Genomic DNA, 12,881 nt, shown 5'->3' with positions numbered 1-12,881 from the left:
GCAATATGTTCTTTAAAATAATTTTAGACTTAAATTAACCACTGCAACAGGCATATTGCCTACATTTGCAACAATATCTGCTCACCAGGATAAACAATCACATCATGCCATTAGACGCTTTAATAGAACCTACCATACCTGTACTGAAACCTTCCGATACTGTCGATGATGCGTTACGTATGATTGCAGAGACGCACCTGGAACAATTACCTCTGGTAAACGGCAAGAATTACCTGGGCATGGTTAAGGAATCGATACTGCTGGACTGGGAGAATCCGGATGATGAATTGTCGGTGCTTGAAGGCAGGCTGAACCGTCTGTTCTGTCATGTACAGCTACACCCTTTTGAGGCCGTAAAAATGGCGATACAGAACAAGTTTCCTGTTGTACCGGTACTCAACCAGGAGCAGGAATACCTGGGTTCAATCTCCCGTGATGCGTTGTTTTATTATCTTGGAGAGAATGGCAGCCTGAATGAGCCTGGCGGCATCATTGTACTGGAAATGAAACTGGGCGATTACAGCCTGGGACAGATTGCCCGTATCTGCGAAGGAGAAAATGTGATTATCCTCAACAGCAGGGTGTATACCAATACGCAAACCGGTATGCTGGAAGTAACGCTGAAAATGAATAAACAGGAGTTACAAACTGTTGTTGCTGCGTTTGAGCGCTTTGAGTATACCGTAAAAGAAGTGTATGGTGACCTGCCAGCTTATGATGATCTGGCACAGCGTTATAAATTGCTGATGACTTATATCAATATGTAATTAAAAAAAAGTCTTATAAAAAGTGTTGCGCGGCCCTTTGGGCCGCGCAACACTTTTTATAAGATGTGCACAAGCTCCTTCAACCCGGGTCCAAGAAGGCTTGTCTTTTTGATTTTTTATTGTTGAATTGTTTTCAGGTAAGCCCTGGCCCGCTCCACATCATCGGCCACATCAATACCAATACCCATTTCAGAAACAGTAGTCATCTTCAATGGAATGCCATGCTCCAAAAAGCGAAGACATTCTATCTTTTCTACTTTTTCCAGAGGGGTCATAGGCAGTGTCGGAAACAACATCAGGGCCTCTTTGCGGAAAGCATAAACGCCTATATGCTGGTAATAAGTATTGGGAACAGTTTCATCACGCACATATGGTACAGGGCTGCGGGAAAACAGCAGGGAATTGCCATCCAGGTCACAAACTACCTTTACGACATTGGGACTATTGATCAGCGCCGGATCGGCAATAGGCTTGCGAATGCTCCCTACCCTAACCTGCTTTCCGGCTTCGTCTCGGAATAAATCGAGTAATTGTTCCAGTGGTTTTTGCTGCACAAAAGGCTCATCTCCCTGTACATTCAGGAATACGTCTGCTTCCAGCTGAGCAGCAATAGCAGCGATACGGTCGGTACCGGATTCATACTCCTCTGTACTGCGCAACACGGTTCCGCCACAATTCCTGATGATGGATTCTATGGCATCACTGTCAGTCACCACGACAACCGATTCAAAAAGGCCTGTGGCCAGAGTAGCCTCATAGGTCCGCTGGATCACTGTTTTACCTTCCAGTTCTATCAGTAATTTTTCGGCCAGCCGTGTGGAAGCCAGTCGTGCCGGGATGAGCGCAATCGCTTTCATGTATACTTTTTTTTGAAGGCAAATGTACTGCTTAAATCTGCACCAGCCTGTTTTTTATCGCAAAGATGACGAGACCAACTCTCGATTTCACTTCGAATTTTTCGAACAGTGCATCACGATAGTGGTCTACCGTTTTAGGACTAAGGCACATGCGGTCAGCAATCTGTGTATAAGTAAGGTCGGTACAGGCCAGTTTCAGAAACTCGAGTTCTCTTTCTTTCAGGCCCACTTTCACAGCCATGGCTCCTTTGGGTTGCATTACGGCCTGCAGTAGCTTTGCGCTGGCTATTTCCGAACTGTAGAATCCTCTGTTCAGTATCGTTTTCATCGCCAGGATCAACTCTTCAGAATCGGTTTCTTTCAGCAGATAACCTTTTACCCCCAAGCGCAGCATATTGATCACAGAGGCATCATCATCATTAATGGTCAGGGCCAGTACGGGCAGTTCGGGATGATTGATCTGCATCCACTCCATGGTTTTAAACCCATCCATGACCGGCATATTGATATCGAGCAGGATAATATCCGGCAGGAGGTTACCGCCGGTTTCCAGGTAGCGCACCAGTTCTTTGCCGTTCCGTGCTTCATAAATCACTTCATGATCCGGTATAGAATTGACCAGGGTACAGATACCCCGGGACATCAGTTCATGATCGTCGGCTATGATTACATTTACCTTTTCCATGATCGTGCGGTATTTTATTGTTGTGGTGTATTGTAAACCAGGGATAGTGTGGTACCGCTTCCAGGAACGGAATCCATCTCTATCCGGGCATTAATGATTTTGGCACGGTTATAAAATCCGAGCACGCCATTTCCTTCAGAAATGTCCTGTATATTGAATCCGGAGCCATTATCGCTCAGCTGTAGCATCAGCTGGTGCGGATTATACCTTAAGGTAATATCAATACGATCGCATTGCGCATGTTTCAGTGAATTGGTAATAAACTCCTGGCAGATACGAAAGATAATCAATTCTACATTAGTATCCAATACCCTGACCTCACCGGAAATCTCAAGATTGATCTTTAAAGCAGACAGCTTACTTAAATACTCCTGCAGCTTGCGTATAGAGTCTACCAGGTTGTAATTATGCACCAGGTCATCATTCAGCAGGCGGCTCAGCTGGCGCACCTCATTCAGTGCTTTAGCGGCCAGCTCTGCAATCACATCCAGCTGCTCTTCGCTATACGATTTCCGTATCGATTTCAGGTACATGCAATTCAATGCCAGTATCTGTCCTATATTATCATGCAACTCTCCTGCTACCTGTTTTAAGATGGTGTCTTTTACCTCTATACGGGCTTTGTTGATCTCGGACAGAAAGTCCAGTTCTTTTTGCTGCTGTTCGATCAGCAGTTTATTCTTTTTACGGATAAACAGGACAATAATGACGATCACCGTAATGACAAGCAGTACTGGTATGATGGTAGCAATATATACAAGTTCATTATTATTCATCTGCGTTTGCATAAAAGTGCCGTTGTCATGCAGGTATACAGACACAGCACACTGATAAATGTTACTACATTGTGCACCAGGCTATGGTGTGCGTATACAATCTTGAAATAGTTGCTGGTAACCAGGAAGGCCGAACAACTGAGGTACAGCAATAAGCCTATACTGATCCAGATCATGGGGTTATCATTAAAAGAAATGATATTGTCGGAACGCAATACCTCTGCCAGGTAATTGACCGCCATGATGACCATAAAGAACATGGACAGGAATGTCGAAATAATATTGTAAAAAGTATAGCGGTATATATGCCCGTAAAACAAGACCAGCGATAAGGCGAACAGCAATGCAAAAATGCCGATGAGTATGCGTGTATACCGCTGGACCGTTACGTAATAATATAAAAGGCTGTAAAAAGAAAATTCTAGTATGGACATGATATCATACACCTCCATATTATGTCTCTTATGCTTCATCAGCCAGTAAGCCAGCATCTCCAGTCCGAACACAAGGGTAATGTATACGGGCAATAACCGTAGTACCCCTTTCCTGTTTGGGAAAGTGATCCACCCGATGATCATTGTAATCAGCAGGAGCAGGTAAGAAAATGTGGCCAGCAACATAAGTTATTTCAGCAGCACCCCATCGCAATTGACCGGACAAGGCATAATACGGTTCATGATAAATGTCTGTCCGCCCTCCATAATCGTAGTGCTTTTCAAACGGCTTGCATCATAATCGGTTGATGTACCTCTTTCACTTTTGTATGTTGGAATAAAGGCAACAGACAGTTTATTATCAAATTCAGTACCAGAAGGTTTGTAACGGATAAAGTATATTCTCAGACCAAGATCATTTGCATTAAGCCCCATTTCCTTGGCATGATTGCGCACGACACACAGGTAGTTCTGCATCTCCTCCATGCTCATCCATAAAGATTTTGTTTCGGACTCCGCATCAATAGCATTGCCCCCAATACTTGTTTTAAAGTAATTCACATTTTGCTCAAACTCTTCGTAGCTGATGCTGCTGTATGCAGGCACAACACTATCCCCGCAGCAGGATGTACTACCAGACTGCAGTTCACTGATCTTTGCCTGAAGTGTTTTGATTTCCTGGTTTTGCTTATACATGTAATAACCGGAAAAAACCAGTGCTAGGAACAGCACCGTAGTCAATACTGGAGTAGTTTTTGAACGCATATTATTTTTGTTTTTAGGTGGTGAAACATGTACAAATTATAACAAATGTATTATAAATCATATAGTGCCACAGAACATTATCACGGATAACTGAACATTTAAGCAAAACTTAATCTGTATACACTGTTGATTACACTGCAATACTAGCAGAAAAGAAGCAGCGTAAAATGGGGATTTTTCCTGAAAAATAAAGGGTATTGCTCTTGTATAACATTTTAGCAAAAGCAAAACAGTATAGCATTACAGACCTTCTAAAATAAATAACAATCAAACTCACTACTTTTTGACTTACAGATTATATATTTATCATGATTATCCTTTAGGGTGGCCTTTTATCAAAACTCCAGTCATGAAACATTTACTAATTACTCTTTCCCTGCTTAGCGTCTTTGGAACGGCGAAGGCACAAAAGAAAGTCTATCCGCGCAACAACCTGAAAATAATTCCTGCGGCTACTTTTGATCTTTACTTCACAACTTATGATTATAGATGGGTGTGGCTTACGAACGTACATTTGCCAGAGATAACAGGTTTTCCTGGAGCATTCCGGTATATTTTGGCAAGAATAAAGTATCAGATGATAGCTACTACGGAACATCCACCTATAAAAACTTTTTCAAAGTAAACCCCGGAATAAAGTTTTATCCTTTCGGCCAGAAGACATTAAGTTATGGCATAGGACTTTCTGTATTTTACCTTAGTGGACAAATAGATGAGTCATACCCATACTCCTTTGTACGCTACCAAATAAGGCAACTGGGCCTGATGCTGAACAATTCATTGTCATGCAATGTATCAAAAAGAATAAACCTGAATCTGGAAATTGGGTACGGACCAAGTTTTTATAATCATTTCGAGAATGAAAAGGATCATTTTGACAATTACAATTTTAAGATCAATACCATGCGTCATGCAAATTTCAGCATCGGATACCGTTTTTAAACCATATGAGAAACACATTTTACACTTTCCTGATTCTTATCTGCAGTTATAACAGCTTTGGCCAGCAAGCTGTCATTCCTAAAAACAGTTTAAGCATTGTCCCGATTGCGACTTACAACAGGTACAACTGGAGTGTAGGCATTGCTTATGAACGACTAATCGACAATAAAGGCCGTTGGGGAATAAATATACCCATACTATATACCTTTATGAATAATTATTTCAACGTAGACTTCGGTAAAAAAAACAAAAACTGGATGATCGTAAATCCAGGATTCCGGTATTACCCGATCAAAAGAAAATCATTTACTTATGGTGCAGGCATTTCTTACTACTATGTAAGCGGACAGTCTACTGACTATGGCATCGGCACCCCACCTGAAGGAAATAAATACGATATCTGGGAAGCCGGCCCGATGCTAAATAATTATGTAGGCTTCAACATCAGTCAGCGAATCCATATCAGTATGGAATTCGGAATTGGTAAGATTGTTACATTGAAAATGAGGTCTCATCTAACTGGTAAGGTTAGCGATGCATTCACTCTGAATGAACCGATGACGCAAACTAACTTTCAGATTAGCTATCGCTTTTAAGCTGCCGCAACAGGAATGAGGAAAACGTGCTGCACGCTTTCCTCATTCCTTATTGATGTATTTAAGTTTTATTGTTGCATTATCCTTCCAGATCGCCCAGTACTTTTATCTTATCAGAAGTCGACATTCCTCCCGGATTACATCCCGGCAACCCTTCCGGAATGCTCACCTTCAGGTTACGAAAATAGCTTTCCCACACGGGGTAGAAAGAGCCCGTTGCCGGATCTTTATAGGTCATCGGATATAGCTGAAAAAACGGCTGCCCTTCATTAGCCGATTTAAAGGCATCATAGATCAGTTCTGAACAGTAATATTTACCATTATTATACAGGAACTCCTCATCATAGGCACCGCCTACTTTTGACTGGCAAAAAGCCACTGCTGCAGGTATCAGGCTACGGTACGATTTCTTTACACGGGCCACGAGATGCGGATGGGTACTGCGTTTCAGGAATTCATCCAGCTCGGTTTCCTGCACGCCCTTGCCAATACTCTCCAGTACATAATAGGTACCGTTCGGCATCACACTAACCATACCCATATGGGAGAAATCCCTGTTATGATACCCCTCTGTTACGGCTTCAATAGCATCACACATCCCACCACAATCCAGGTTTTGAAATATAAGGTCTCCGGCTTTCAATTCCGTTTTTTTGATCGCAAAGGCAGAAAGGCCTGCACAACAGTATAATAATACTAAAAAGTATCTCATTCTAATTATTTGAAGGACAAATTTACACTATTTCAGGAGTATAGGAAACAGGTGCCGCTTCAGTAATCATACAGTAACTATTTATCGAATCCCATTCTTTTTTCTATTGCAGCAAGAAATGCTTCATCCTCCGGGGTAATATCTACAACTGCATATATGGGAACAGCATTGATACTCATTTCGTCCAGTATATTAATCAGGTCTTCCGTATTTGAGTTGTCTGCTGGCTTTACCATGACGGTCAGCTTATCGCTTATATCAAGTGCAGGTTTACCCTGATCAATCATACCCTGGATCTCTTTCTTCTTTGCTATAATAGCATCTCTGATACCATCAATATTTTCAAAACTTGTCGCCTTTAATTCCGGTGGCCTTTTAGGATCAGCACCCATACCATAGTAATAATAGATACGATGATCTTTGCTTAAAAGTATCGTCATTGCCGTACTTTCTTTGACCAGACTACTCTTTGACCGATCCATATCATGCTCCTTATAGGGCATCTGAATTTCCATAGCCGTCGGCTTAGACATGGTAGTCGTAAACATAAAGAACGTAATCAACAGAAAGCCTAAGTCTACCATAGGTGTGAGATCTACGCGGGGAGCACCTTTCCCTCCTTTAATTTCCATTGCAGCCATAATTTCTTTTTTGAAGGGAAAGGAATCTGCATTCTGTTTCCCTGGTTAAAAATGGTATTTAAATTTAAGACGCAAGTGAAAGTATTCTGCACAAAATATTCTCTGCAAAAATGGGATTTAATAGTCTACGCTTCGAGCCCCTAAGGGCACAAGGCTTCCGGTTGCTGAGGTTCCCGAAGTACCAATCAAAATGTCTATCGCTGAATAAAAATCATACTTCTTTCTTGAAAGCGGGCACTCAATTAAAGCAAAAATAAACAGGAACCATAATATGATTATGGTTCCTGTTTATTTACTACATGATCTGTTACAGATCGTACTTATATTATGCTACCCCAAACTCTTTGCGAATGATGTTCAATGCGCTACCTGCTTTGAACCATTCAATCTGCTGAGCATTGTAGGTATGATTTGCTTTGATCTCTTCGCTGGTACCGTCTGCATGGTGCAACACAAGCGTCAGCGGGGTATCAGGAGCGAATGTGGTCAGACCTAACACATCAATCACATCATCTTCCTGGATCTTATCATAATCTGCTTTATCGGCAAATGTAAGTCCCAGCATACCTTGTTTTTTCAGGTTGGTCTCGTGAATACGGGCAAATGATTTGACCAGTACTACCCGCACACCCAGGTGACGTGGTTCCATAGCGGCATGCTCACGGCTGGAGCCCTCACCATAGTTTTCATCCCCTACTACGATGGAACCGATACCGGCTGCTTTGTAGGCACGTTGTACCGCCGGTACTTCACCATACTCACCAGTCAGCTGATTCTTAACGGTATTGGTTTTCTCATTAAAGAAGTTGGTAGCCCCGATCAGCATGTTGTTGGAAATATTATCCAGGTGACCACGGAACTTCAGCCATGGACCTGCCATAGAGATATGGTCAGTAGTACATTTTCCTTTTGCTTTGATCAGTACTTTCAGTCCTTTCAGATCTGTTCCTTCCCATGGCGTAAATGGTGCTAACAATTGTAAACGTGCAGATGTAGGAGATACGACAACCGTTACCTGACTGCCATCGGCAGCTGGTGCCTGGTAACCGGCATCTTCTACGGCAAAGCCTTTAACCGGCAATTCCCAGCCGGTAGGCGGGTCCAGTTTCACCTGCTCTCCATTCTCGTTAGTCAGGGTATCAGTCAGCGGGTTGAACGTCAGGTCACCGGCAATCGCCAGCGCTGTGACGATCTCAGGACTACCTACGAATGCATAGGTGTTAGGATTACCGTCCTGGCGTGCCGCGAAGTTCCTGTTGAACGAGTGAATAATGGTATTTTTCTCTTTTTTCTCTGCACCTTCACGCGCCCACATACCGATACATGGTCCGCAGGCATTGGCAAACACCGTACCGCCGATCTTCTCGAAAGTATTGATGAATCCATCTCTCTCGATGGTAAACCTTACCAGTTCAGAACCCGGAGTGATGGTATATTTTGCTTTAGTTTTAAGATTTTTGGCAATCGCTTGTTCCGCAAGGTTAGCTGCACGACTGATGTCTTCGTAAGAAGAGTTGGTACAGGAACCGATCAGCCCCACTTCCAGGTTGGTTGGCCATCCATTGGCAGCAGCAGCTTCTTTCATTTTTGAAATCGGCGTAGCCAGATCGGGAGAGAAAGGTCCGTTGATGTATGGCTCTAAAGTAGACAGGTCTAATTCTATCACCTGGTCGAAATACATTTCAGGATTGGCATATACCTCCGGATCACCGGTCAGATGATCTTTTACGGTATTAGCTGCATCTGCGATTGCGGCACGACCTGTCGCTCTCAGGTAGCGCTCCATAGACTCGTCGTAACCAAATGTAGAAGTAGTCGCACCGATCTCTGCACCCATGTTACCAATCGTACCTTTACCGGTACAGCTGATGCTGGTTGCTCCTTCTCCAAAATATTCTACCACCGCACCGGTACCACCTTTTACGGTCAGTTTACCGGCAACCCATAAAATGATATCTTTAGGCGTAGCCCAACCGTTTAATTTTCCGGTCAGTTTTACACCAATCAGTTTAGGCATTTTCAATTCCCAGGCCAGGCCCGCCATTACATCACAGGCATCAGCACCACCCACACCGATCGCGATCATGCCCAGACCACCGGCATTAGGCGTATGCGAATCCGTACCGATCATCATACCACCCGGAAATGCATAGTTTTCCAATACTACCTGGTGAATGATACCCGCACCGGCTTTCCAGAAGCCCAGGCCATAACGATCAGACACAGAGGACAGGAAATCATATACTTCTTTATTACTATCTACGGCAACCTGAAGGTCAGTACCCGCCTCAACTTTAGCTTGAATCAAGTGATCGCAGTGCACCGTAGACGGTACCGCTACTTTATCCCTGCCACAGGTCATGAATTGTAATAATGCCATCTGCGCCGTTGCATCCTGCATCGCTACTCTGTCCGGTCGGAAGTCTACATAATCCTCTCCACGTACAAATGCTCTGTCAGCTGCTTTGTCTAAATGTGTATAAAGGATTTTTTCTGTAAGGGTTAAAGGGCGATTAAGCAGTTTACGTGCAGCCTCTATCTTTGCAGGCATTTCAGCGTACACTTTTTTGATTAAATCTAAATCGAAGGCCATATCTAATTTTATTAATTTATCTATTGTCAGAAAGTAGTGACAATTTACGAAAAAAAATTGTGATGTTGAATTTACTTATTGTTAAATAGCTTGTCATTAATAATTGCAGCCAACAGCCCCATAAGTAACCTGTGTTTTCATCAATTTTTCATGTCTTCAAAGACAGGGAGGCGCCACATAAAAAAGACCTCTAAGCTTTTAAAGGCTTAGAGGTCCTGAACTATTATTTTAAAACTATTAGTTAACTGCTACCGGAGCAAACTTAGTTAAGTTGATGCCCTGTACAGCTGTTTTATATTCTTCAATGCTAGGAATGCGACCCAGAATAGCAGAAAGTACTACTACCGGAGTAGAAGCCAGTAAAGACTCTCCTTTTTTACCTTCGGCATCTTCTACCACCCTGCCCTGGAACAGGCGGGTAGAGGTAGCCAGTACGGTATCTCCTTTGGCCGCTTTCTCCTGGTTACCCATGCACAGGTTACAACCCGGACGCTCTAAGTACATGATATTTTCATACTCTGTACGTGCGGTATTTTTTGGCAATAAATCGCTGAACTCAAAGCCGGAATATTTCTGCAGCATATCCCAGTCGCCCTCTGCCTTCAATTCATCAATGATATTGTAAGTAGGTGCTGCTACTACTAAAGGTGCTTTGAAGGTAACTTCGCCCTGCTGTTCTTCTAAATTTTTCAGCATCTGAGAAACGATTTTCAAATCGCCTTTATGCACCATACAAGAACCTACGAAACCAAGATCCACTTTTTTATCATTGCCATAGAAAGACAGTTCACGAATGGTATCGTGCGTATATCTCTTAGATACATCTGCATTATTTACATCAGGATCGGCAATCATCGGCTCATCAATCACATCCAGATCCACAACAACTTCTGCATAGTATTTTGCATTTGCATCCGGCATCAGCGCTGGTTTCTCACCAGATTTGATTTCAGCGATACGTTTATCAGCTTTGTTGATCAGGCCTTGCAGTACTTGTCTGCTGTTATCCATACCTTTTTCAATCATGATCTGGATGCGGCTTTTCGCGATCTCTAAAGATTCGATTAAGGTATCATCCTGGGAGATACAGATAGATGCTTTTGCTTTCATCTCTGCAGTCCAGTCCGTAAAGGTAAATGCCTGGTCTGCAAGCAATGTACCGATATGTACCTCGATGATACGACCCTGGAATACGTTCTCACCATCGAACTGCTGTAGCATCTGCAATTGTGTAGCATGTACCACATCACGGAAATCCATGTGCTCTTTCATGCTGCCTTTGAATGTTACTTTTACAGATTCAGGAATTGGCATAGAAGCCTCACCAGTAGCTAAAGCTAAGGCAACGGTACCGGAGTCCGCACCGAAAGCTACGCCTTTAGACATACGGGTGTGTGAGTCACCTCCGATAATGATAGCCCATTCATCGATCGTAATATCATTTAATACTTTATGAATTACATCGGTCATAGAATGATACTCGCCTTTAGGGTCACGGGCAGTGATTACACCGAAGTCATTCATAAACTTCATCAGCTTAGGAATGTTAGCCTGCGCTTTTTTATCCCATACAGAAGCGGTGTGACAACCTGATTGGTAAGCACCGTCTACGATCGGAGAAATAACGGTAGCCGCCATAGATTCCAGTTCCTGTGCCGTCATCAGACCGGTAGTATCCTGAGAACCTACGATATTTACTTCTACTCGTACATCAGAACCAGCATGTAATACTTTGCCCTGAGTAATGCCTACCGCATTTTTGTTGAATATTTTTTCTACAGCAGTCAGACCCTGACCTTCGATAGAAATTTCTTTAGAAGGAGCAAAGACAGCAGCCGGCTCAATGCCTAAGATATTTGCGGCAATCGTCTGGATTTTCTTACCAAATACGATCGCGTAAGAACCACCCGCCTTGATGAATTCCATTTTCTGAGGCGTAAATGATTTCGAAAGATCAATCAGTTCCTGATCGCCGTTGTATAATTTTTTCTTCTTTGTATTAATGGTCAATACCGTACCTGTAGCTACTGAGTAAACTTCTTCCAGGATAGGATCTCCGTTTTCATTACGTACTACATTTCCGTCTGCATCCACTTTCTTCACCCAGTTTTTCAGATCGATACCGATACCACCGGTTACGTCAACTGTAGTTAAGAAGATCGGAGAAATACCGTTAGTACCACCTACAATAGGGGCGATATTCACAAACGGGATATACGGACTGGCTTTTCTACCGGTCCAGAGTGCCACGTTGTTTACTCCTGACATTCTTGAAGAACCCACACCCATGGTACCTTTTTCAGCAATCAGCATCACGCTCTTATCAGGATGCTGTACCTGCAGCCCTCTGATCTCAGATTGTGCCTGAGGAGTGATCATGCATAAACCGTGTAATTCACGGTCAGAACGGGAGTGCGCCTGGTTACCCGGAGACAGTAAATCCGTAGAAATATCACCTTCACCGGCAATAAATGTAACTACCTGGATTTCCTCAGGAACTTCCGGCAGCTTGGTAAAAAACTCTGCTTTCGCATAGCTTTCCAGGATATCTTTAGCAACTGCGTTTTCGTTTTTAAAGGCCTCTTTTAAACGATCTGTATCGGCATCATAAAGGAAAACCTGTGTTTTCAATACTTCAGCAGCAGCTTGTGCAATAGCAACATCTGCTCCCAGCGCCAGATCCAGCAATACTTCGATAGAAGGACCACCTTTCATATGAGATAACAGTTCGAAAGCAAAAGCAGGTGTAATTTCTTCTACCACGGATTCACCCAGAATGATCTCTTTTAAGAACCTGGCTTTAGCACTGGCTGCGCTTGTAGTACCCGGCAATGTGTTATAGATAAAAAACTGAAGAGAATCTTCACGATACGGACTGGCTGTATCTTTGATCTGTGCAATAATTTCCCATAACAGCTCAGCAGCATCAATGGGTTTTGGATGAAGCCCCTCGGCTTTTCTTTCTTCGATCTCTTTAAGGTAATCCTGGTAGATGTTCATATAAAATTGAAAATATAGTCGGCAGATTCAGATGCTGCCATTTACTTTGTTAAACTGTGTTTGAGCATGTGCTCCAAGGCTTGCAAATTTAATCAATAATCATAACTAAAAAA

12 protein-coding genes are annotated in these 12,881 nt (G+C 43.0%); 3 read left to right on the top strand and 9 right to left on the bottom strand.

Annotated elements, in window-relative coordinates:
- Window positions 1–104 precede the first annotated feature (104 nt).
- Window positions 105–767 (top strand): CBS domain-containing protein, encoded by a 663-nt coding sequence (locus EMP01_RS09010; protein ID WP_129021179.1) that lies wholly within the window; start codon window positions 105–107, stop codon window positions 765–767.
- A gap of 116 nt (window positions 768–883) precedes the next feature.
- On the opposite strand, the gene kdsB is transcribed toward EMP01_RS09010, so the two are convergent.
- Genes kdsB through EMP01_RS08985 form a run of 5 tightly spaced genes read right to left on the bottom strand, consistent with a single transcriptional unit; the run spans window position 884 to window position 4,284 of the window.
- Window positions 884–1,624 (bottom strand): 3-deoxy-manno-octulosonate cytidylyltransferase, encoded by a 741-nt coding sequence (kdsB, locus tag EMP01_RS09005; protein WP_129021178.1) that lies wholly within the window; start codon window positions 1,622–1,624, stop codon window positions 884–886.
- A gap of 31 nt (window positions 1,625–1,655) precedes the next feature.
- Window positions 1,656–2,309 carry a response regulator transcription factor gene (locus EMP01_RS09000; RefSeq protein WP_129021177.1) on the bottom strand — a complete coding sequence of 218 codons (654 nt, stop codon included), beginning with the start codon at window positions 2,307–2,309 and terminating at the stop codon, window positions 1,656–1,658.
- A gap of 14 nt (window positions 2,310–2,323) precedes the next feature.
- Window positions 2,324–3,097, bottom strand: a complete 774-nt coding sequence (locus EMP01_RS08995; RefSeq protein ID WP_129021176.1) for a sensor histidine kinase — start codon at window positions 3,095–3,097, stop codon at window positions 2,324–2,326.
- Window positions 3,082–3,705 (bottom strand): hypothetical protein, encoded by a 624-nt coding sequence (locus EMP01_RS08990; protein WP_129021175.1) that lies wholly within the window; start codon window positions 3,703–3,705, stop codon window positions 3,082–3,084. Before EMP01_RS08990 ends, EMP01_RS08995 begins: the two co-directional genes overlap by 16 nt.
- A gap of 3 nt (window positions 3,706–3,708) precedes the next feature.
- Window positions 3,709–4,284, bottom strand: coding sequence for a hypothetical protein (locus EMP01_RS08985; protein WP_129021174.1), 576 nt, complete (start codon window positions 4,282–4,284; stop codon window positions 3,709–3,711).
- Between the two features lie 495 nt (window positions 4,285–4,779).
- On the opposite strand from EMP01_RS08985, the gene EMP01_RS08980 reads away from it, so the two are divergent.
- Window positions 4,780–5,226: a hypothetical protein gene (locus EMP01_RS08980; RefSeq protein WP_161971278.1), complete on the top strand. Its 447-nt coding sequence runs from the start codon at window positions 4,780–4,782 to the stop codon at window positions 5,224–5,226.
- Between the two features lie 5 nt (window positions 5,227–5,231).
- Window positions 5,232–5,822, top strand: a complete 591-nt coding sequence (locus EMP01_RS08975; RefSeq protein ID WP_129021172.1) for a hypothetical protein — start codon at window positions 5,232–5,234, stop codon at window positions 5,820–5,822.
- A 79-nt stretch (window positions 5,823–5,901) separates the two neighbouring features.
- Here the strand turns inward: EMP01_RS08975 and EMP01_RS08970 are convergent, their stop codons facing one another.
- The 4 genes from EMP01_RS08970 to EMP01_RS08955 all read right to left on the bottom strand — a co-directional run bounded on the left by EMP01_RS08970 (window position 5,902) and on the right by EMP01_RS08955 (window position 12,768).
- Window positions 5,902–6,534: a YiiX/YebB-like N1pC/P60 family cysteine hydrolase gene (locus EMP01_RS08970; RefSeq protein WP_129021171.1), complete on the bottom strand. Its 633-nt coding sequence runs from the start codon at window positions 6,532–6,534 to the stop codon at window positions 5,902–5,904.
- A 77-nt stretch (window positions 6,535–6,611) separates the two neighbouring features.
- The gene (locus EMP01_RS08965) at window positions 6,612–7,175 is read right to left on the bottom strand and encodes an ExbD/TolR family protein (protein ID WP_129021170.1); all 564 of its coding nucleotides are present in this window, start codon (window positions 7,173–7,175) and stop codon (window positions 6,612–6,614) included.
- 325 nt (window positions 7,176–7,500) lie between these two features.
- Complete coding sequence (locus tag EMP01_RS08960; protein ID WP_262707778.1) at window positions 7,501–9,726, bottom strand: aconitate hydratase; 2,226 nt, start codon at window positions 9,724–9,726, stop codon at window positions 7,501–7,503.
- Between the two features lie 279 nt (window positions 9,727–10,005).
- Entirely contained in the window at window positions 10,006–12,768 is a 2,763-nt protein-coding gene (locus EMP01_RS08955; protein WP_129021168.1) for a bifunctional aconitate hydratase 2/2-methylisocitrate dehydratase, read from the bottom strand.
- Window positions 12,769–12,881: the final 113 nt, after the last annotated feature.

The organism is Edaphocola flava (assembly GCF_004118155.1).
GTDB lineage: Bacteria > Bacteroidota > Bacteroidia > Chitinophagales > Chitinophagaceae > Edaphocola > Edaphocola flava.
The sequence above is the reverse complement of the archived record's forward strand: the minus strand, read 5'-3'. Positions and strand labels throughout refer to the sequence as shown.

Coding starts and splice junctions, on each gene's coding strand:
- EMP01_RS09000 (WP_129021177.1), bottom strand. CDS start 2,309: ATGGAAAAGGTAAATGTAATCATAGCCGACGATCATGAACTGATGTCC.
- EMP01_RS08985 (WP_129021174.1), bottom strand. CDS start 4,284: ATGCGTTCAAAAACTACTCCAGTATTGACTACGGTGCTGTTCCTAGCA.
- EMP01_RS08965 (WP_129021170.1), bottom strand. CDS start 7,175: ATGGCTGCAATGGAAATTAAAGGAGGGAAAGGTGCTCCCCGCGTAGAT.
- EMP01_RS08995 (WP_129021176.1), bottom strand. CDS start 3,097: ATGCAAACGCAGATGAATAATAATGAACTTGTATATATTGCTACCATC.
- EMP01_RS08975 (WP_129021172.1), top strand. CDS start 5,232: ATGAGAAACACATTTTACACTTTCCTGATTCTTATCTGCAGTTATAAC.
- EMP01_RS08970 (WP_129021171.1), bottom strand. CDS start 6,534: ATGAGATACTTTTTAGTATTATTATACTGTTGTGCAGGCCTTTCTGCC.
- EMP01_RS08955 (WP_129021168.1), bottom strand. CDS start 12,768: ATGAACATCTACCAGGATTACCTTAAAGAGATCGAAGAAAGAAAAGCC.
- kdsB (WP_129021178.1), bottom strand. CDS start 1,624: ATGAAAGCGATTGCGCTCATCCCGGCACGACTGGCTTCCACACGGCTG.
- EMP01_RS08960 (WP_262707778.1), bottom strand. CDS start 9,726: ATGCCTGCAAAGATAGAGGCTGCACGTAAACTGCTTAATCGCCCTTTA.
- EMP01_RS08990 (WP_129021175.1), bottom strand. CDS start 3,705: ATGTTGCTGGCCACATTTTCTTACCTGCTCCTGCTGATTACAATGATC.
- EMP01_RS09010 (WP_129021179.1), top strand. CDS start 105: ATGCCATTAGACGCTTTAATAGAACCTACCATACCTGTACTGAAACCT.